A 20460-nucleotide genomic window follows, 5' to 3' on the forward strand; every position below is an offset into this window, starting at 1 on the left:
GGTGGACAGTGGTCATCGGCGGCGGCCCTTGCGGGTGACGCGGGTGGTGAGTTCCTCGTAGGCGGGTGCGTCGCCGGCGCGGACGCGCTCCCAGGCGCGGGTGAACAGCTCGGGCACCGGCATCAGGGGCACCGCGCGGGCGTGCTCCTCGACCGGGTGGAGACCGCGCTTCCAGAGCTCCACCGGCAGGGCGGGGGACTTCAGTTCGAGCCATCCGCACGGCAGGAAGAGGGTGCGTCCGGCGCGGGCCCGCTTCGCCTCCACGACCAGGTCGGTGGCGGCGAGTTCGGTGCGGGCCTTCTTCGCGCGGGCGGGCTTCCAGCCGGTCCAGCGGGCACGGTTGCGGTCCGTCGGGTCGGGCAGGGCCAGCAACTGCAGATAGAGGACCGCGGCGTCCTCGCTCAGGCCGTGGGCCCCGGCGACCTCGGCGACCAGTCCGGGCACGCTCAGGGCCGGGTCCTGGGCGTAGCCGGCGGGCCCCTCGGGGTCCGTGCCGGCGGTGAGGGCGCGGGCGAGTCCGTCGTCCAGGATCGTCCGCAGCGCCCGCAGACCGCTGCGCCGGCCCTCTGCGACGAGTCCCTCCATCAGTCCGAACAGGGGGTCGTCGGCCGTCGTGAGAGCGCTGGTGCGGAGCAGTACGGCCTCCTGGTCCCCGTACCAGGGGCGCAGCACCAGCGCCTCACCGACGGGGGTGAGTCCGTGCTCGTCGGCGCCGCCGGTGGCGGGCAGTCCGTACGCCTTGCGGAGCTCGACGGCGGTGGAGGTGCCCTTCTCGGTCCACTCCAGGTCGAGGTCGACGAGGAGCCCCGGGTCCGTGAGACGGCGGCGCAGCACGGCCAGCGCGTCGGGCAGCGCGGCACGCAGGGGGTGTCCGTACGGCAGTGCGTAGGCGAGCCCGGCCAGGGCGGCGACGGCGTGCGTGAGGCTGTACCGTCCGGGCACCGCCTGGGGATCGTCCGCGGCCAGGTTGCCGTCCTTGTCGGGCCGCTGCACGGTGGTGCGGCTCATCCAGGGGGTGCGGTGCGGGTTGAGCACCTGCTCCACGGAGCCGGTGGACAGCCCGGCCAGGGTGAGTTCACCGGCGAGGTCCTCGGGGAGGCGGACGACGCCGTCGAGGCGCTCGGCCCACACCTGGCCGGCCGCGTCCGTGTCCGGTCCGGTGGTCCACAGGTCACCGGGGTTGTCGGGGAGCAGTGCGCCGACGAGCGCCTTCAGGTCGCCGTTCTCCAGCGAGCCCAGCAGCGCGTCGCCGAGCTGCTTCTGGCGGGGCTTCAGACCGGTGGCGGCGGCCACCTCGTCGGTGAGCTGCGCGGGCTCGCCGGCGAGCAGCAGGGCCGCCTGGACCGGGCCCAGCCCGTCCCGGGTCGCGGCGGACAGGGCGGCGGTGGCCTCCGGCTGCCAGGGCGCGGGGCCCTTGTCGCGGATCAGGCCGGTCACGGCGGCCAGCGCGTCGGCCGGGAACACCGGCGGGTACGCCTTCTCCCGCTCCAGGGTGAAGTGGGCGACGGCGCCGAAGACGCCGGCCGGGTCGTGGTCCAGGGCCAGCCAGTTGACCCGTCCGGTGCGGTGGTCGACGTTCTGGCGGCCGAGGACGACGACGGTACGGCCCTCGCGGCGCAGCACCTGACCGTTGCGCTCCTGCCGTTCGTTCGGCTCGCTCAGCGTCACCTCGCGCAGTGCGGCCCCGGGCGCGGCCAGCGGGCCCTCCGTGATCGCCTCGAACAGCAGGAGCAGCGCCCGGCGGTGCTCCTCCGTCAGGGTGGCGCAGGCGGCGCGGTAGGCGAGGGGGCGCAGCACGCCGAGCACCGACGGCCACACGGCGGCGATGCCGGGGACGGTGAACTCGTCGCTGCGCCACCCGTCGGCGGTCCCGGCGGGCCGGGACGACGCGGACAGGGGTGTGCCGTCGGCGGGTTCGCCGGACAGGACGTGGTTCACGGCGCGGATCTGGCGCAGTGTGCTCCAGTTCCGTGCGCCGCCCCACCAGCCGTGCAGACGGGCGATCGGGGAGGTCGCCTCCCGCAGCGTCTGGTCGTCGCCGTCGTCGGGGCTGTAGTCGGCGAACATGCCCTCGGCGCGTTTGCGTTCGGTGCGGGGCCGCTCGACCGGGGGCGTGACGAAGCTGTCGACGGACACCGCGAAGCGCAGCACCGCGTGGACGAGGGCGGCGACTCCGGTGAGCAGGTGGGGCTCGGTGAGGGCGGGGAGGGCGCGGGCCACGGCGTCCCGCACCACCTTGTCGGCGGAGGGGACGTCGGGCTTGGCCGAGCCGGTCGTCGCGCCGGCCGCCTCGATCCTCGCCAGCCGCTCGGTCAGCGCCGCGGCGCCGACGCGCAGCAGTTCCTCGGCCTGTTCGTCGCTCAGGGCCCGCAGGAGCGCCGAGGCGTTCTCGTCGCGTGGCCGCAGCGCGTGCCAGAAGTCGGCCGGCGGGACGAGCCGGGTGCCGGCGGCGAACTCTCCGCCGCGCTCCAGGGGTGTCAGCCGGCCCAGTTCCCGCAGGCCCGTGGCGGCGTCGGTGGTGTAGAGGGCGAGGTGCCGGTGCTGGGCGACGACGACGGGCTCGACGCCGCCTGGCAGCCGCAGCGCGCCGAGCGGAACGCCCGGTATCCGGCCGTCGGCCGGGGTCAGGGTGGCGGTCCGGCCGTCGGGGGTGCCGACGGTGGTGCGGGTCTCGTCGCCCTCCCGCTCGGTGCGCACCCAGCGGCCGAGGACCGTGCCGTCCGTGCCGAACGGGCTGTCCTCCAGGCCGGGCTGCAGGGGCAGCACCACGCATTGGTGCTGGAGGAGGGTGGCGCCGTCGCGGATGCCGGAGTTCAGGAAGGCGGGCAGGGAGGCGCGTCCGTGGGTGCCGGTGGCCGGGTCGTACTCGAGCCACACCTGCCGCGTCCCCTGCCGTCCGCTCCGCCAGTAGGAGGTGCCGTCGCCGAGGATCTGGCGGGCGGGCGGCAGGACCGTGTCACCGGCGTGCAGGGCGCGTCCGCCGGTGGCGCGGCCGCCGTCCGGCAGGGGGATGGAGGTCTCGCCGACGCCGCCGCCGTACCAGTGCGGGAGCTTCTCGCCGTCGAGGGGGAACACCTCGGTCGGGCGGGCGGACCAGTAGCCGTACTGCTTGTTGTCCTGCCGCCACATCACCAGGAGTTCGCCGTCCGTGTGGCGGAACGTCGGGCGCTGCCACTTGTCCAGTCCGTCCGGCAGCCGCAGGTCGTGCTCCAGCAGGATGTCCTGCGGGCCGACCGCGATCGCCTTGTGCCGCCGGGAGAGGATCAGCGCCGGCCAGGCCTCGTGGACGGCGAGGGTGTCGTCGCGGTCGCTGCGGGTCTCCGCGTCGAGCCGGCGCAGCGCCTCGTCGAGGGCGGGCCAGCCGAGTTCGTCCGGGATGCCGGCGCGCAGGGTGTTGCCGAGCAGCGGCGACACGTCGAAGGCGTCGGCGCGGGCGACGGCGTCCGGGCTGATCCGTGCGGCGATCGCGCGGAACGGGCTCAGCCGGTGGAGTGCCGTGCGGGCGGCCTCCAGACCAACCGCCGCGTCCAGTTCGGCGGCGGCGTCGTCCAGCCACTCGCGGAGCACGTCGGCGAGCACGGGGTGGCCGGCGATCCCGTCCAGCGTCTTCGGGCCGGTGTGCCGGCCCTGCTGGCTGCCGATGGCCCGGTAGAGCGTGCGGCGGCCGAGCCGGTCCGCCGCGACGGCCGTCAGGTCGCGCCGTCCGGGCCGGGTGTCCCGCAGCCACCGGTCGAGGGCGAGGTGGACGTCGGTGCCGTCCGCGGGCGGGGCCAGCGGCACGTCCAGCGCCAGGCACAGGTCCAGCAGGTCGAGGTCGGCGCCGGCGTGCCAGCGGCCGGTGAAGAGGTCGACGGGGCGGCCCCGTTCGCGCAGCGGCGGGGCCATGCGCTCCACGAGGGCGAGGGTGGCCGGGGAGCGGTCGCAGACGTTTCCGCCGTGCTTGCGGTACAGGGACCAGCGGGTGAGCCAGTCCGCCGCGTCGGTGCCGTCCGCCGTCTCCGTCTCTCCCGTGAGCAGCAGGTCGGCGCCGGTCTCGGCGAGCAGCGCCAGCCAGAACTCGTCGTCCTCGGTGGTGCGGCCGAGCCCGGCCGGCATGATCTCCAGCAGCCGGGCGCGTACGGCGGGCTGCTGTCCGGCGAGGACGACGAGGGTCGCCCGGTAGGTGTTCCAGAAGGAGGCGGGGGCCCGGACCGCCGCGGGCGAGGCGAGCAGGTCACCGACCAGGGCGCACTCCTCGGTGACCCGGTCCAGGCCCGCGGCCTTGATCAGGGCGCGGGCGTCCTGGGGCAGGGACGCGTACGGCGGCATGCCGGCCGCGCAGCGTTCCACGGTGAGCTGCCGGAACTGCGCCCAGGCGTCGGCCGGGGTGAGCCGGGCGGCGAGCGCCTTCACATGCTCCTTGAGCGCCTTGACGGTCAGCGCCCCGGCGAAGGCGAACTCCAGGAACACGGCCCGCTGCCGTTCCTCGTCCACGGTCAGCGCGTGCACCCGCTCCGCCGCGCGGGCCTTGCCGAAGAAGGCCGCCGCGTAGGTGGTGTTCTCGTGCTGGAGGAAGACGCGGGCCGCCTGCTCGTAGAAGGTGGGCAGGAAGTGCGGCACGGCCCGGCCGAGCCGGTCGCCGAGCGCCTCGAAGCCCTCCTTCGCGGTGCCGGGGCGGGACTTGGCCTGCCGGGCGAGCCGCTCCACGTCCTTGACGAGCGCGAGCGCGTGGTGTCCGTTCGCCGGGTCGTTGACCAGGGCCCAGGCGGGGAAGCCGAGGGTTTCCCGGCGTACCTGTCCGACCTCGCGGGTCTCCGGCTCGCGGGCCAGTCCGAGGAAGTCCAGGGCCAGGTCCTCCGCCTCGCCGAGCGTGCCCGGCACCAGCCGTACGATCTTCCGCTCGTCCAGGGCGGGGTGCGTGTACGTGCGCACGGTGAGGACGTCGGCGTCCTCCCGGCCGGTGGTGCCGGGGGGCAGTACGGCGCCGGCGTCGAGCAGTGCGGCGCAGGTGGTCTCGTCGTAGGTGAATCCGTCGTACGTCGTCACGCCGCACGCTCCTCGTCCTCGATGTCGCGTCCGGCGTACAGCGCCGCCGCCATGCGCATGCCCTCCGACCAGGCCACCGGCCCGACCTGGCCGAGCTTCAGCACCCGGCCGGCCGGGTCGGTGAAGACCAGGGAGCCGGTCTCCGTCTCCTCGTAGCCGTCGTAGTCGCCGACCCATACCCGGGCCTCGACCGCGCGGCCGTCCTCCACCACGGAGCACACGGCGTGGCCGCCGCGCACGCGGTAGCCGAGCTGGGCGGCCCGGCCGTGCAGGAACCGCAGTTCCTTGAAAACGCCGCCCGCGTAGTCGTCGACGGAGACGGCCTGGGCGTCGACGGCTGGGGGCCGCCGCCACACCTCGCGGAACAACTGCTGGGCGCCCTGCTCGACGCCGAGTTCGACGGCGAACTCCCGCAGGTCCTCCAGGTCGTCGAGGAGGACGGGGTGCGGCAGGCGGACCAGGCCGGGGGTGAGCCGGACGGTGTCGCCGTCGAGGTCGACCAGGCCGAGGCCGCGCTCGGGGTCGGCGTCCCGAAGGAATCCGGCCACCTCGCCGTCGGTGCCCGTGACCACGAGGTCGCGCAGGGCGGCCTGCCAGGCGGGGTCCGGCCAGACCCGGGCGAGGACCGCGAACGGCACCGGCAGCGAACGCACCATCCACCGCTCCACGTCGGCCAGGCACTGGCGTTCGTGCCGTTCCAGCCACTCGGTGAGCTGGCGCAGGCCCACCACGGCCGGATCGTCGGCGATCTTCGGCGGTACGGACTTCAGCCGCCGCCCCGCCGCGTTGCGGCACACCACCTTGCCGTCATCGAGAGCGACTTCGTAGTCGCCTGCCGACACCCACCCCATGCGTGCCTCCCGCACCCGCAGTGATCAAGTCACGGGAACAGTAGATCAGGCCACTGACAACGGGTCCGGGTGGTGTGCGAGGTGCCCGCGTCCGGGGCCATCAGGGTGGACGCGTGCCGTGTCGGGCGGGTGTGCCGGGTCCGGCTGGCCATCCTGGGTCGGTGACGCCGCCCCTTCCGAGCGACAAGGAGCACCGCATGGCCACGGACCCGGTCGGACGATTCCTCACGGCCCTGGACCCGCACCACCGGGAGGCCGTCGGCGGCAGACCGCGTGAGGAGCAGGAACGGCTGGCGGCGGCCTGGGAACGGGAGCTGGAGTCCGACACCGAACTCGACTCCCTCGACGAACTGTCCCCGTCGGCGGCGGAGTCCGAGGCGGCCCGCCGGGTTCTGGAGCGTGAGCGGGGCTGACGCCGGTGCGCCGGTCAGTGGTGGGTGTGGGCGACGGCGTGGCCCCTGCCGCGGGCGATCATCCACTTGTTCACCGGCGTGGTGATCACGAACGCCACGGCGAATCCGCCCAGGAGCGCCGACCAGAAGAGTCCGTCCGACAGTTGCGCGTCCATCGCGCCCGGTGTCAGGGCGATGATCGTGTTGTCGACCAGTTCCATCACCGCGATGGAGACCGTGTCGGCGGCCAGCGCCACCTTGACGGCCGCCTTCGGGGACAGTCCGGCGCGGACGACCGCGAAGAACGTGAGGGAGTAGCCGAAGACGAAGGCGAGGACGATCGCGAGGACCATGGTCGGCACGTTGCCCCACAGCAGGGCGGTGCCGATGGCCATGCCGAGGATCTCGCCGATGGCGCACCCGGTCAGACAGTGGAGCGTCGCCTTCACCGCCATCGCCCAGGAGGCGTGGTGCGTGCTGTGGTCCATGGCCCTCATCCCCGTCCGGCGTCGCGCGGTGAGCCGGGGCCGGCTCGCCTCTCACCCCGCGAACATATACCCCTGGGGGGTATATTCCCAGCGCCGCGCGCCGGTCAGTTGCCCACGCCGAGGTCCGCCATGAACGCGGACGGGTAGCGGTCGCCGCGGGCCGCGCCCGCCGGGACCGCCTTCTCGATCTCGGCGAGGTCGTCCGCGGTGAGGTCGAAATCCAGCGCCGGCAGTGCCTCGGCGAGCCGGACGCGGGTGCGGGGACCGACCAGCGGGACGATGTCGTCGCCCTGTGTGGCGACCCAGGCGATGGCCAGCTGCGCGACGGTGCGGCCCTTGGCGTCGGCGACCCGGCGCAGGGCCTCCACGAGCGCGAGGTTGTGCTCCACGTTGCCGCTCGCGAAGCGGGGGCTGCGCGCCCGGTGGTCGCCGGTGCCGGCGCCCCGGCCGGCCGACCAGTGCCCGGAGATCAGGCCGCGGCCGAGGACGCCGTACGCGGTCAGGCCGATGCCCAGCTCGCGCAGCGTGGGCAGGACCTCCGCCTCGACGGCGCGGGAGATCAGCGAGTACTCGATCTGCAGGTCGCTGACCGGGTGTACGGCGTGCGCCCGGCGGATCGTCGCCGCGTCGACCTCCGAGAGCCCGAGGTGCCGTACGTACCCGGCGTCGATCAGTTCCTTGATCGCGCCCACGGTCTCCTCGACGGGCACCGCCGGGTCGAGGCGCGCGGGCCGGTAGACGTCGATGTGGTCGGTGCCCAGCCGGGTCAGTGAGTAGGCGAGGAAGTTCTTCACCGCCGCGGGACGGCCGTCGTATCCGCCCACGGCGGGGGTCGGCCCGCTCAGCATGCCGAACTTGACGCTCAGCCGGTAGGAGTCCCGGTCGCGGCCGCGCAGCGCCTCGGCGAGCAGCAGCTCGTTGTGGCCCATGGCGTAGAAGTCGCCGGTGTCGATCAGGGTGACGCCCGCGTCCAGCGCGGCGTGCACGGTGGCGATGCTCTCGGTGCGGTCTGCGGCGCCGTAGGCGCCCGACATGCTCATCGCGCCGAGGCCGAGCGCCGAGACGGCCGGACCGGTGCTGCCCAGAGTGCGTGTCTGCATCGTGTTCTCCTTCGTGGTCGTTGCGTCGTCCACATTGCGCCGGTGCCGGGGCCGCCGGGAGCGGAGCGTTCATCATGGGAGAGCCGCTCCCTGGATGGGCGGGCACGCCAGGAGGGACGATGGGGCCATGCAACGTGAGGAACTCGCCGACTTCCTGCGCCGCCGCCGTGAGGCGATCCGCCCGGCCGACGTGGGGATCTCCGACGGCCCGCGCCGGCGCACGGCCGGGCTGCGCCGGGAGGAGGTGGCGATGCTGGCGGGCATGTCCGTGGACTACGTCGTACGCCTCGAACAGGGCCGCAGCAGTCAGCCGTCGACGCAGTTGCTCGTCGCGCTGGCCCGGGCGCTGCGGCTGTCCGACGACGAGCGCGACCACCTGTTCCATCTGGCCGGTCACCGGCCGCCGCCCGCCGACGGGGTGGCCCGGCTCGCGCGGGCGGGGCTGATGCGCCTGCTCGACCTGCTCGGGGACACTCCGGCGCTGGTGCTGTCCGACCTGGGGGAGGTGCTGGCGCAGAACCGGGCGTCGCTGCTGCTGATGAGCGACCTCACCGGCTTCTCGGGCGACCGTCGCTACATCGTCTACCGCTGGTTCACCGAACCGGCTGCGCGCGCCATCGGCCCGGCCGAGGAGGAGGAGCACTACGGCCGTCAGCTCGTGGCCGACCTGCGCGCGGTCGCCGGACGCCGGGCCGGCGACCCCATGGTCGGCGGGCTCGTCGGGCGCCTGTCGGCCGAGAGCGCGCTCTTCCGCCGGCTCTGGGCGGAACACGAGGTGGCGGTCCGGCGCGCCGACCGCAAGACGTTCCTGCATCCGAGGGTGGGCCGGGTGCTGATGGACTGCGAGACCCTGGTCACCCCCGACCAGGGGCAGCAACTGCTGGTGCTCACCCCGGCGGACGCGGAGGCCCGCGAGCGGCTGGAGCTGCTGCGTGTGCTCGGCAGCGAGGAGTTCCCCACGGGCGCGACCGGCCGCTGAGCGCGGGGCGGACGCGGTTGGGGGGCGCCGTGTCCGGCGGGGAGGACGCCGCACATGCTCTCGCGCGGAGACCGCCGGCCCTCCTCCCCCGAACTGTCCGAGGCGTGGACCGGACCCCGGGGCGGATTCCGCGCGAGCACGCCTCCTGCTGGACCGATCCGCCCGCCGTCGCCGCCGGCGGTGTCACCCTGCTCCACCGGTAGACCGTGGCGGCTGGCGGGCGGCCGGAGACGGAGATCGCCGCGGCGGTGGTGGCCGCCGACCCGACACCGGACGAGGGCGACGGTTCGGCCCCGGCCGCACGCCTCACGGCCGTCCGCGGTGACCGGCAGCACGGCGACCGGGACCGCGTCCGGCCCACGGGGCCGGTGGCCGGCTCGCGGTTCCTCCGCCCCGGCACGGCCCCGCTCGACAGACCGGGCCCGTCGGCCACGTCCGCACCACCGGACCGTCACCGGCATGCGGTCGCCCTGACACAGCACGCCCCGGCCCACCGACCACGACACCCGGCCACGCGACGACCGGGATGCACTGGGCGGGCCCGGCATCGGCTCAGCGGGCCCTGACCGGCCGGCGCCGGCTCAGCCGGCATGGCCCGCCGGCCACGGCAGCCGGGTGCCGCGTCCGCACCGCCGGGCCGGTGGCCGGCGTGCGGACTCGGCCGGTCAGCGGGTCTGGTCCGTCGGGCGGATCAGGATTTCGTTGACGGCGACGTGATCGGGCTGGGTGACCGCGTACAGGACCGCGCTCGCGATGTCCTCGGGCCGCAGGGTCCGCATCGACGCGGCCATCGTCCTGGCCATGTCCCGTATCGCCGGGACCGTGATGTGGTCGGCCAGTTCGGTCGAGACGATCCCGGGCTCGAGGACCACCACACGCACCCCCTGCTCGGTGACCTCCTGGCGCAGCGCCTCCGCGAAGGCGTTGACGCCGAACTTGGTGGCCGAGTAGACGGCGCTCGCGGCCGACGACGTACGCCCCGACGTGGAGGAGATCTGCACCACGGCGCCCTTGCTGTCGAGCAGATGGGGCAGCGCGGCGTGGACCGCGTACATCGAGCCGAGCAGGTTGGTGCCGACCATGCGGGTCCACTCCGTGGTGTCCGCGCCCAGGATCGGGCCGCTGAGCATCAGGCCCGCGTTGTTCACCAGGATGTCGAGGGAGCCGAAGCCGTCCACGGTGGCCGCGACGGCCTCCTCCACCGACCGGCGGTCGGTGACGTCCAGGTCGAGGACGAGCACCTCGCCGGGAGCCTCCCGCTCCAGCGACTTCAGCCGGTCGCCCCTGCGCGCTCCGACGGCCACCCGGGCACCGGCCCGGGACAGGGCGAGCGCGGTGGCCCGGCCGATGCCCGAGGACGCGCCCGTGACCAGGGCGATCTTGCCGTCAAGGGTGTTGTTCACGCGCTTCTCCGATCAGAAAGTGACCGTGCGGTCATTTTGAACCAAGCTAGCATGACCGCCCGGTCACCTTGCTGATAGGTTTCCGTCAGGAGGAGGCACCATGATCGAGAGGGCGCCCGCGCAGAGCCCGCGGGCGGACATGGTCCGCAACCGGCATCTGCTGCTCACGGCGGCGACGCAGGCGTTCGCCGAGGGCGGGGTGGACGTGTCGATGGGCGAGATCGCACAGCGGGCGGGCGTCGCCAAGGGCACGGTGTTCCGGCACTTCCCGTCGAAGGACGATCTGCTCGCGGCGATCACGCTCCGGCTGCTCGGCGGGCTCGTCGGCACCGCGGAACGCCTGCTGAGGGCCGACGACGCCGGTGCGGCACTACGGGAGTTCATGACGGCCGGTGTGGAGACCCTCGCCGCCGACCGTGCGTTCTGCGAGGTGATCGGGCGGCCGTCGCTGCAGCACGCCGAGGTGCGGGACGAGATCGCCCGCCTCTGCGACACGGTCGAGGCCCTCACCGCCCGGGCACGCGAACAGGGCACCGTACGCGGCGACATCACGGGGACGGACGTCGTACTGCTGCTCGGCGGCATCCATCAGACGGCCGCGCCCGTGCTGGACCAGCAGCCGCAGGCCTGGCGCCGCTACCTCGAGCTCGCCTTCGACGGCCTGTTCGCCACCGGCGCCCGCACGCTGCCGCACCACCCGCCCGCCGGTCTGCACCTCACCGATCCCCGTCAGTCTGCCTGACCCGCGGGCGGCTCTCCGCCGTCCCCGGCACGACGGAGACAGGAGGTGACGACCACGAAGGGCCACAAGGACTGAAGGACCGTCACCACCCGTTCCGCGAGGCCCGCGACGCCGTGACGGTGCGTCTCGACGAGGAACCAGACCGCGCCGACGACCATCAGCGCGGTCGCCGCGGCCGAAGCCGCCGGCCGCAGCGCCCAGGGAACGGCACGGCCGCCGACGGCGGCCAGCATCGGCCACAGGGCCAGCAGTGCGAATCCCACGGCGGCCACCGAGCCGTGCCGCAGGGATCCGCCACTGCTCGGCGCCGGCAGCATCGCCACCACCAGTGCCGCCACTCCCCCGCCGGCCAGCGCCACGCGCCCGGCGGTAGCCGCCACCCGCAACCCCCAGGCGGTGAGCAGATGGCAGGCGCCCAGGGCGAGCAGCGCCCCGGTCATCACCCAGGAACCCGCGGCACCGTAGGCAGCAAGCACGCTGATCGTCTGGGTGACGGGGTCGTAGGCGGGCCCCTCCAACGACGCCGCGATCACCCAGCCCGCGATCAGCAGGACGGGCGCACACCCCGACGAGAACAGGACCCATCTGGGAACAGACACCATCGGATCACCATAGAACGTGATCAAACGCTCTTCGATGTGCATTCCGGAGATGAGGGGTGCCGGGTCGGCGCGTAAGGTGAATGCCGTCGATCCGGTTCACTCGGAGGGATCACCCATGGGCACGGTCACCACCCCCGACGGCACGACCATCTTCTACAAGGACTGGGGTCCGCGCGACGGACAGCCGATCGTCTTCCACCACGGCTGGCCGCTCAGCGCGGACGACTGGGACAACCAGATGCTGTTCTTCCTCTCGCACGGCTATCGCGTGATCGCCCACGACCGGCGCGGCCACGGGCGCTCGAGCCAGACCTCGTCGGGCCACGACATGGACACCTACGCGGCGGACGTGGCGGCGCTGACCGGCGCCCTCGATCTGCGCGGCGCCGTCCACATCGGGCATTCGACCGGCGGCGGCGAGGCCACGCGCTATGTGGCGCGGGCGGAGCCGGGCCGGGTCGGGAAGGCGGTGCTGGTCGGCGCGGTTCCCCCGGTCATGGTCAAGTCCGAGAGCAATCCCGGCGGAACGCCCCTCGAGGTCTTCGACGGGTTCCGTGCGGCTCTGGCCGCCAACCGCGCGCAGCTCTACATCGACGTGCCGTCAGGTCCGTTCTACGGCTTCAACCGCCCCGGCGCGGAGGTCTCCCAGGGGCTGATCGACAACTGGTGGCGACAGGGCATGACGGGCGCGGCCAACGCCCAGTACGAGTGCATCAAGGCGTTCTCCGAGACCGACTTCACCGAGGACCTCAAGCAGATCGACGTCCCGGTGCTCGTCGCGCACGGCACCGACGACCAGATCGTCCCGTACGAGGACTCCGCACCGCTCACGGTCGAGTTGCTGAAGCACGGCACCCTGAAGACCTACGAGGGGTACCCCCACGGCATGCTGTCGACCCACCCGGACGTCCTCAACCGCGACATCCTGGAGTTCGTGAAGTCCTAGGCGGGTGCGGCCGCCTCACAGCGCACGGAAGGGGGTGCCCGCCACGCCCGGTGGCCGGCACCCCTCGGCCGTACGCCCCGCGCTCACGTCCCCGCCGGCACCGGGCGCCGCAGGAGATAGCCGGTCGACGCCACGACCAGGACTCCCATACAGGCGATGAACACCAGTCCCGCGCCCTCCAGCCCCATCGGGCCGGTCAGCAGCCCCACGCCGATGACCGGCACCGAGATGCCCAGGTACGCCACCACGAACAGCGTCGAGATCACCGCCGCGCGCCGGTCCGGCGGGGACGCCCCGCTCACCGCGGACAGCGCGCCCCGGAAGGCCAGCCCCTGGCCGAGGCCCCCGGTGACCGCGCTCAGCACCACCAGGGACAGCAGATCCCAGTGCAGCGCGCCCGCGAGCAGCGCCAGCCCGACGAAGAGTCCGGCGCAGCCCAGCGGCAGTGCCCGCACCGTGCCGACGTGGCCGGCGGCCAGCTGTCCGCCGGTCGAGGAGAAGAAGGCCAGCGCCACGACCAGCCCGCTCACCGCGTGATCGGTCACGTCCAGGTACTCGGCGAGGAAGGCGGGACTGACGGCGGTGAACACACCGAACAACGCGAACCCCACGAACGAGGCGGTCGCCGCCGGGCCGAACACCGGCCGGACCGGCGGAGGCACACCGGGCCGCTGGGGTCGTACGGTGCTCAGCGGGCGGCGCTCCGCCACGGTCTCCGGAAGCCGGAGCAGCACCGCCGTCGAGCAGGCGACCAGGGCGAGATGCACGGCGAACGGCAGATACAGCGGCCAGGGCGCGTACTCGGCGAGGATTCCGGCGAGCAGTGGGCCGCAGCCGAGGCCGCCCATGTTGACGGCGGTGGCGACGAACGTGGCCCGCGCGGTGCCGCCGGGCGGGGCCGACTCCATGACGTACGCCGTGGCCGCCCCGGTGAACAGTCCGGCGGAGAGCCCCGACAGCACCCGCCCCGCGTACAGCCAGCCCAGCCCCGTGGCGCACAGGAAGCAGACGGCGCTCGCGGCCGCGCAGCCCAGGCCCCACAGCAGCACCGGACGTCTGCCGACCGCGTCCGAGGCGTTGCCGGCCAGCAGCAGCACACCGATGACGGCGAAGGCGTACGCGGCGTAGACGACGGTGACCGTCAGCTCGGAGAAGCCGAACTTCTGCTGGTACAGGGGGTAGAGCGGGGTGGGCAGCGTGGTGCCGGTCATGCACACCGCGAACACCGCACCGCCGAGCAGACACACCCGCCATCCGCGGCGATCACCGGCCATGCCCCGACGCTAACGCCTCACCCGGCCGCGGTCCCCCGGGCGCCCGCCACCGGGGTCACTGACCGCCGAGACCGGTCGTCGCCACGGACTTCACGATGTGCCGCTGGAAGAAGACGAACACCAGCACCAGGGGCAGTGCGGCCAGTACGGAGGAGGCCATGGTCTGGGCGTAGTTAACGCCGTAGGCGTCCTTCACGGCGGTGATGCCGACCGGCAGGGTCATCAGGTCCGGGTCGGAGGTGGACACGAAGGGCCACATGAAGTTGTTCCACGCGCCGATGAACACGAAGATCGACACGGCGGCGAGCATGGGGCGGGACAGCGGCAGCATCACGGACCAGAAGATCCGGGCGTGGCCGGCGCCGTCGATGCGGGCGGCCTCCTCCAGTTCGCGCGGGACGGAGTCGAAGTGCTTCTTCAGGATGAAGACCATGACGGGCGCGACCGTCTGCGGCAGGATCACCGCCGCGTAGGTGTCGACCAGGCCCAGGGTGAGCATCTGCTGGAACCACGGCACGATCAGCAGCTGCGGGGGCACCAGGATCGACGCCATGGTGACGGTGAACAGCCACCGCCGGCCGCGGAACAGTGTGCGGGAGAACGCGTAGCCTGCCATCGCGGACACGGCCACGGTGAGGGCGGTGACGGCCGCCGCGATGAGGAAGCTGTTCAGCATCCACAGGGGCAGGTCGCCGCGTTCGATCACGGTGCGGAAGCCGTCGAGGGTGAAGCCGCCCTGGGGCCGGATCCAGTGCAGCGGATCGCTGGCGTCCTGCTCGGACTTGAACGCCGTGAGTACGGCCCAGGCCATCGGGAGCAGCCAGATCAGCGCCATCACCGCGAGGGCCGTCAGGGCGAGGACGCGGGACAGTCGGCTCGGGCCGAGGGTGAGGTTGGGTCCGCGCGGCGGGGTGGGCCGGTCGCGGTGGGCCCGGCGGGCGGCGGGGAGCGGGGAGACCGAACGGCGCGCGGGCCGTGTCGGGACGTCGGTGGAGGTCATGTCACTTCTCCCTGCGGCGAAGGGCGACGAACTGCACGGCGGAGGCGAGGACGATGAGGGCGAAGAAGACGTAGCTGATGGCGGAGGCGTAACCGAGGCGGTAGCCGGTGAAGCCCATGTCGTAGAGGTATTCGACGACGGGGCGGGTGGAGCCGTCGGGTCCGCCCTTGGTGAGCAGGTACACCTGGTCGAAGACCTTCAGCGAGGCGAGGATCTGCAGCACCGTGACGACGCCGATGATGCGCCGCAGCTGTGGGAGCGTCACGTGCCACAGCCGCCGCCAGGCGCCGGCGCCGTCCAGCGCGGCGGCCTCGTACAGGTGGTCGGGCACGGCCTGGAGCGCGGCGAGGAACAGCAGGAAGTTGAAGCCGACGGTCCACCACAGGGTGGCGATCACGATGGCGTAGAGGGCGACGGACTCGTCGCTGAGCCAGGCGTAGCCGTCCAGGCCGACCGCCTGCAGCAGGTGGTTGTAGAGGCCGAGGTCCGGCTGGTACAGCCAGCCCCACAGCAGGCCGATCACACCGACCGGCAGCAGGTAGGGGGCGAAGAAGGCGAGCCGCCACACCCATTGTCCGGGCAGTCCCGTGTACACCAGGAGGGCCATGCCGAGGGCTACGGCCACCAGGGGCACGGTGGAGACGACGGTGAACCACACGGTGTGCCACATCGAGCGCCACATCTCGGCGTCGCCGAGAGCCTCCGCGTAGTTGTCCAGTCCGATGAAGGACGGGTCCTGGGCGGCGAGCGAGGTGTCGGTGAGGCTCATCCAGGCGCCCTGGACCAGGGGCCAGAGCATGAAGAGGACGAACAGGACGAGGAACGGCAGGGCGAAGAGAAGTCCCGGGGAGACGGCGCGGCGCAGTGTCGCGCCGGTCCCCCGGGCAGGGCGGGCGGCCTTCGGACGGCCGCGGGAAGCGAGTTCGGTGGACATCTGCTGCCTCCTTCGCGGCGGCTCAGGCCGGGCTGGGCTTGGAGAGGGCGGTGTTGATCCGCTCGACCATGGCGCGGGCCGCCCGGTCGGGTGCCAGGCCGTCGAGCATCGACTGCTGGAGCACCTGTGACATGGAGTTCTGGAAGTCGGAGCCGGCTCCGGCGAACCAGACGGCCGGGTCGAGGACCACGTGGTCGGCCGCCGCGGCGTACCGGGCCTGCGGCTCGAGCCGCGTGTACTCCCGGGTGCGGGTCACCGGCTGGTAGGCGGGGATGTGCCCGGCCTTCGCCCAGGTCTGGCCGGCCTTGAGGATCGCGGCCACCGCCTGGTGGGTGCGCCTGCGGTGTGCCTCGTCGGGGTCGGGGCGGCGCGGCAGGACGAAGGAGTGGGAGTCGGCGTAGACCGCCGGGGTGCCGAACACCGTGGGGAAGGGCGCGGCCCCGAGCCCGGGGTCGGCGGCCTGGAAGGTGCCGAGTTCCCATTCGCCGGAGAGGATCATGGCGCTCTGGTCGTTGGTGAAGTTGGCCAGGGCGGCCGGGTAGTCGAGGCGGCGCGGGTTGGCGCGGCCGTCGACGAGTTTCTGCATGAAGGCGATGACCTCGGTCATCGCTTCGACGTTCGCGGCGACCCGACCGCCGATGGGAAGGTCGAAGTCGTTGCCGGTCTGCCGGTAGAGGCCGTAGAACAGCCGCCAGCCCTGCGCGGTGTCGTTGACGTAGCCGAAGGCGATGCCCTGCTTGCCGGAGGCCCTGGCCAGTTCCCGGCCGGCTTCGAGGAAGCGCTCCGGGGTGGAGAAGGCGTCCTGGTCGAGGCTTCCGTCGCCGGTCAGCAGTCCGGCCTTGCGGACGGGGTCGGGGTGGTAGAAGACGATGAACGGGTGGGTGTCCAGCGGGATGGCGAACGTCCGGCCCTCGAACTGGGTCCGGCCCCACACCGCTGCGGCGAAGTCCTGTTCACGGACGCCGAATTCGGCGAGCAGACCGGTGTCCCAGGGGTCGAGCAGCCCGAGCGGCGCGTATCCCGCGAGCCGCGACATGTGGGAGATGGCGACGTCCGGGCCGCGTCCGCCGGCCGAGGCCATGGCGAGCTTGGTGTAGTAGGGCGTGCCCCATTCGAGCACGGTCCGCTCGACGCGGGTGCCGGGCATGTCGGACCGTGCGGTGCCGATGAGCTCGTCGAGCAGGGCGCCGTCGGCGCCGCTGAACAGGTCCCACATACGCACGGTGCGCGGGTCCGCGGCGGCCGACGCGGAACCGCAGCCGGCGAGCGCCCCGCCGCCGAGGAGTACGGCGGCGGAGGCCAACGAGGCCCGCAGCAGGCTCCGTCGGGACGGCGCGGCACGGCTGCCTTCCGGCACGGCGGAGGCGGCCCGTGGGCCAGGCAGGTCGACCATGGCACTACCTTTCTCTACATCGATGTACATCACCGGCGGACGCCGCGGCCGACATGCCGTGGGGTCGGGGGTGGTGCGGTCAGCCGTCGGATTCGCAGGCGGCCGTGCGCTGCTGGACGCGGCGCAGTGCGGCGGTGTCGAACTTCTCGGCGCGGTCGAAGCCGTAGACGCCGTTGCGTTCCTGGAAGACGTCGGTGAGCTGTGTGTAGCAGTAGCCGAACATGTCGGGGTCGTCGAGCAGAACATCCACCAGGCCGGTGAAGCGGGCGACGAACTCGTCGGTGCTGCGCGGCCGTTCGCCGTATCCCCAGGAGGCTCCGCGTTCGTCGCCCGCGGCGGTCGCGGCGGCGGCCGCGTCCCACCAGATGCCGCCGAACTCACTGCAGAAGTAGGGCTGTCCGCGGTAGGGGACGGACCAGTCGCGGCCGTCGGGGCCGGTGTTGACGTACGGGCGGTCCTCGGCGAGGCCTGCCATGGTCTTCGCGAAGACCCGGGGGTCCTGTTCGTAGCAGTGCGAGTCGTAGACGTCGGTCTCCGCCACGCGGTGGGCGTAGCCGGAGGCGTCGATCACCGGGCGGCTCGGGTCGGCCTGCTTGGTGGCCAGGAACATCGCCCGGGTGACGTCGTCCAGTTGGGTGATCCGGTCGTGCAGGTTCTGGTACGTCTCGTTCAGCGGGCACCAGCCGATGATCGACGGGTGGGAGTGGTCGCGTTCCAGGGCTTCCAGCCACTGGGCGACGTAACCTGCGTCGGGGCGCTGGTTGTCGTCGCGTACGCCGGTCTCGCAGCCCCAGTCGCCGAACTCGCCCCACACCAGGTAGCCGAGCCGGTCGGCGTGGTAGAGGTAACGCTCCTCGAACACCTTCTGGTGCAGTCGGGCCCCGTTGAAGCCCGCCCGCAGGCCCAGTTCGATGTCGCGCACGAGGTCGGCGTCGGTGGGCGCGGTCATCAGCCCGTCCGGGTAGTAGCCCTGGTCGAGCACCAGCCGCTGGAAAACGGGCTCGCCGTTGAGCAGGACCCGCTTGCCGTGCAGGGCGACCGAGCGCAGTCCGGCGTACGACGTCGCCTCGTCCACGATCCCGCCCTCGGCGTCGAGGAGTTGGAGGCGCAGCCCGTAGAGGTGCGGGTCCGAGGGTGACCAGGTGCGCAGCCGGTTTTCGGGCACGGTAAGCACCAGCCGGGGGCAGAGGTCGAGATCCGCGCGGGCGGAGGCGGTCACGACGTCGCCGTGCTCGTCGGAGAGGACCGCGCGCACCCGGTGGCCCGGCAGGTTGCCGGTGACCGGGAGGTCGAGGTGGAACGAGCCGGAGCCCAGGTCGGGGGTGATCCGCGGGCGCTTGAGGCGGGCGGCGGCCGGCACGGGTTCCAGCCACACCGTCTGCCAGATCCCGGTGGTCCGGGTGTAGTGGCAGTGCGTGTTGGCGTACCAGGTGGCCTGCTTGCCCCGGGCCTGCGGGCCGTGCCGGGTGTCGCGGGCGCGGACCACGATCACGGCCTCCTCGCCGGGCGCGACGACTCCGCGCAGCTCCGCAGTGAAGGGGGTGAAGCCGCCGCGGTGGCGGGCGACCTCGGTGCCGTTGACCCAGACGGTGGCGTCGTGGTCCACCGCCCCCAAGTGCAGCAGTACGTCGTTCCCGGACCACTCGGCCGGGATGGTGACCGCGCGCCGGTACCAGACGGCCTCCAGGAAGTCCGTGTCGCCGATTCCCGACAGTTCGGACTCGGGGCAGAAGGGTACGAGGATCTCGCCCGTGAGGTCGCGTTCGCGCAGTCCGCGCTCGAGTCCGCTGTCCCCGCGGTCCGTCTCGAACTGCCAGCGTCCGTTGAGATTCAGCCATGCCTCGCGGACGAACTGGGGCCGGGGGTACTCCGGACGCGGGAGGTCCTGGGGCAGGGGCGTGCTCATGCTGCTCCTCATCAGTGCAGGTGCGCTGCGTACGGGGTCATGCGACCATACGATTACATCGATGTAAATGGCGACGGCGGAAAGTTTTCGATGGAACGATTCACGCTGCCCGCGGCCTGGCCGGGCATGGCGGCGGTTACGATCCCGGAGGCGGCGGGAGGGGTCGGGCGGCGCCGCTCGGCGGCTGCGACGGGCCCCTCCCGGGCGCGCGGTGGGGGCGTGTGCCCCGCGTCCGCGTCGCGATCCGGACGACGGACTCCGAGAAGGGAAGCATGAGCAGGCCGAGGATCAAGGATGTCGCGGAGTACGCCGGAGTCTCGGCGAAGACGGTGTCGAACGTCCTCAACGACTACGAGCACGTCTCCGAGCGGACCCGGACCGCGGTGCGGGAGGCCATCGACACGCTCGGCTACCGCGTCAACATCGCCGGACGGCAGCTCCGCCGGGGCCGTACGGGCATGATCGCGCTGGCCGTGCCGGACCTGGACGTCGCATACTTCGCGGAGCTCGCCCGGCATGTCATGGCGGAGACCGAGCGCCGGGGCAGCACCACGCTGCTGGTGGAGACGGGCGGGCGGCGCGAGAAGGAACTGGCGGCGGTGCACGGGTTCGACGCCCAGTTCACCGACGGCGTCATCCTCTCGCCGCTCGCGCTGGAACCCGCCGACCTGGCCGATCGCGACACCCGGCTGCCGCTGGTCCTGCTCGGCGAGTGCAATCTGCCCGGCAGCGCCGACCATGTGGCGATCGACAACGTGACGGCGGCCCGCGAGGCGACCGGGCATCTGCTGGCGCGGGGCCGCAGGCGTATCGCGGTGATCGGCGGTGATCCGCACGGATCGCGGAACACCAGCCGGCTGCGCACCGTCGGCCATCAGGAGGCCCTGGCGGCGGCCGGGGTCGCACTGCGCCAGGAGCTGATCCTCCCCGTCCCCGCCTTCCGCTGGGCCGACGGGGCCGCCGCCGCCCGCGCCCTCATGCGGCTGCCGGAACGCCCCGACGCGATGCTCTGCCTCAACGACCACCTGGCACTGGGCGCGGTGCGCGCCCTGCACGAGGACGGCTGGTCGGTACCCGGAGACCTGGACGTGACCGGCTTCGACGACATCGAGGCAACCCGCTACAGCATCCCCACCATCACGACGGTCGCCCCGGACAAACGAGGCATCGCGCGGCGGGCGGTGGAGCTGCTGCTGGACCGTATCGACGCGGACGGACCGGGTGGTCCCGCGGTGGACGAGACGGCGGGACACCGGCTGATCGTGCGGGAGAGTTCGGGAGGATGAGGCGTGCGGGGGCGTTCTCGACACGCCCCCTGTTCACGCCTTGTCAGTGTCACGGGACGGCATGTATAACGTTGTAAAACTTGAGCCCAGCGGCTCGGCGCACGGCTCATGGTGACGGCTCCCCATCCGCACCGACCAA

16 protein-coding genes are annotated in these 20460 nt (G+C 72.9%); 5 read left to right on the plus strand and 11 right to left on the minus strand.

All coding sequences use genetic code 11. The annotated features are described in order from the left end of the window. Positions 1-12: 12 nt before the first annotated feature. Together ACGFR9_RS34235 and ACGFR9_RS34240 are read right to left on the minus strand one after the other, a co-directional pair. Entirely contained in the window at positions 13-5025 is a 5013-nt protein-coding gene (locus ACGFR9_RS34235) for a hypothetical protein (RefSeq protein WP_393216644.1), read from the minus strand. Continuing rightward, complete coding sequence (locus ACGFR9_RS34240; protein WP_393216646.1) at positions 5022-5876, minus strand: DUF4132 domain-containing protein; 855 nt, start codon at positions 5874-5876, stop codon at positions 5022-5024. The genes ACGFR9_RS34235 and ACGFR9_RS34240 overlap by 4 nt, the downstream gene beginning before the upstream one ends. A gap of 197 nt (positions 5877-6073) precedes the next feature. On the opposite strand from ACGFR9_RS34240, the gene ACGFR9_RS34245 reads away from it, so the two are divergent. Then, positions 6074-6289 carry a hypothetical protein gene (locus ACGFR9_RS34245; RefSeq protein ID WP_030218470.1) on the plus strand — a complete coding sequence of 72 codons (216 nt, stop codon included), beginning with the start codon at positions 6074-6076 and terminating at the stop codon, positions 6287-6289. Between the two features lie 14 nt (positions 6290-6303). Here the strand turns inward: ACGFR9_RS34245 and ACGFR9_RS34250 are convergent, their stop codons facing one another. Together ACGFR9_RS34250 and ACGFR9_RS34255 are read right to left on the minus strand one after the other, a co-directional pair. Next, positions 6304-6765: a DUF4396 domain-containing protein gene (locus ACGFR9_RS34250; protein ID WP_393216648.1), complete on the minus strand. Its 462-nt coding sequence runs from the start codon at positions 6763-6765 to the stop codon at positions 6304-6306. Between the two features lie 95 nt (positions 6766-6860). After that, positions 6861-7856 (minus strand): aldo/keto reductase, encoded by a 996-nt coding sequence (locus ACGFR9_RS34255; RefSeq protein ID WP_393216650.1) that lies wholly within the window; start codon positions 7854-7856, stop codon positions 6861-6863. 127 nt (positions 7857-7983) lie between these two features. On the opposite strand from ACGFR9_RS34255, the gene ACGFR9_RS34260 reads away from it, so the two are divergent. Then, positions 7984-8835, plus strand: coding sequence for a helix-turn-helix transcriptional regulator (locus tag ACGFR9_RS34260; protein WP_393216652.1), 852 nt, complete (start codon positions 7984-7986; stop codon positions 8833-8835). 665 nt (positions 8836-9500) lie between these two features. On the opposite strand, the gene ACGFR9_RS34265 is transcribed toward ACGFR9_RS34260, so the two are convergent. Beyond that, the gene (locus tag ACGFR9_RS34265; protein ID WP_393216654.1) at positions 9501-10238 is read right to left on the minus strand and encodes an SDR family NAD(P)-dependent oxidoreductase; all 738 of its coding nucleotides are present in this window, start codon (positions 10236-10238) and stop codon (positions 9501-9503) included. Positions 10239-10338: 100 nt separating this feature from the next. On the opposite strand from ACGFR9_RS34265, the gene ACGFR9_RS34270 reads away from it, so the two are divergent. After that, the gene (locus ACGFR9_RS34270; protein ID WP_393216656.1) at positions 10339-10980 is read left to right on the plus strand and encodes a TetR/AcrR family transcriptional regulator; all 642 of its coding nucleotides are present in this window, start codon (positions 10339-10341) and stop codon (positions 10978-10980) included. Here the strand turns inward: ACGFR9_RS34270 and ACGFR9_RS34275 are convergent. Further along, positions 10968-11582 (minus strand): DUF998 domain-containing protein, encoded by a 615-nt coding sequence (locus tag ACGFR9_RS34275; RefSeq protein ID WP_393216658.1) that lies wholly within the window; start codon positions 11580-11582, stop codon positions 10968-10970. The genes ACGFR9_RS34270 and ACGFR9_RS34275 overlap by 13 nt on opposite strands. Positions 11583-11697: 115 nt before the next feature. Here ACGFR9_RS34275 and ACGFR9_RS34280 point away from each other — a divergent pair, with 115 nt between their 5' ends. Then, on the plus strand, positions 11698-12528 hold the full coding sequence (locus ACGFR9_RS34280) for an alpha/beta fold hydrolase (protein WP_393216660.1): 831 nt from the start codon (positions 11698-11700) through the stop codon (positions 12526-12528). Positions 12529-12611: 83 nt separating this feature from the next. Here ACGFR9_RS34280 and ACGFR9_RS34285 read toward each other — a convergent pair whose 3' ends face one another. The 5 genes from ACGFR9_RS34285 to ACGFR9_RS34305 form a co-directional block, all read right to left on the minus strand. Beyond that, positions 12612-13802 carry an MFS transporter gene (locus tag ACGFR9_RS34285; RefSeq protein WP_393216662.1) on the minus strand — a complete coding sequence of 397 codons (1191 nt, stop codon included), beginning with the start codon at positions 13800-13802 and terminating at the stop codon, positions 12612-12614. 55 nt (positions 13803-13857) lie between these two features. After that, a complete protein-coding gene (locus ACGFR9_RS34290; protein ID WP_393216664.1) occupies positions 13858-14802 on the minus strand; it encodes a carbohydrate ABC transporter permease in 945 nt (314 codons plus the stop codon). A 1-nt stretch (position 14803) separates the two neighbouring features. Beyond that, positions 14804-15736, minus strand: a complete 933-nt coding sequence (locus tag ACGFR9_RS34295; protein WP_393216665.1) for a carbohydrate ABC transporter permease — start codon at positions 15734-15736, stop codon at positions 14804-14806. A 22-nt stretch (positions 15737-15758) separates the two neighbouring features. Continuing rightward, a complete protein-coding gene (locus ACGFR9_RS34300; protein ID WP_393216667.1) occupies positions 15759-17129 on the minus strand; it encodes an extracellular solute-binding protein in 1371 nt (456 codons plus the stop codon). A gap of 79 nt (positions 17130-17208) precedes the next feature. Further along, the gene (locus tag ACGFR9_RS34305) at positions 17209-19035 is read right to left on the minus strand and encodes a glycoside hydrolase family 2 protein (RefSeq protein WP_393216669.1); all 1827 of its coding nucleotides are present in this window, start codon (positions 19033-19035) and stop codon (positions 17209-17211) included. 272 nt (positions 19036-19307) lie between these two features. Between ACGFR9_RS34305 and ACGFR9_RS34310 the strand changes: the two genes are divergently transcribed. After that, positions 19308-20321 (plus strand): LacI family DNA-binding transcriptional regulator, encoded by a 1014-nt coding sequence (locus tag ACGFR9_RS34310; RefSeq protein ID WP_393216671.1) that lies wholly within the window; start codon positions 19308-19310, stop codon positions 20319-20321. Positions 20322-20460: the final 139 nt, after the last annotated feature.

The sequence above is a fragment of the Streptomyces sp. NPDC048584 genome (assembly GCF_043199595.1).
Lineage (GTDB): Bacteria > Actinomycetota > Actinomycetes > Streptomycetales > Streptomycetaceae > Streptomyces > Streptomyces edwardsiae.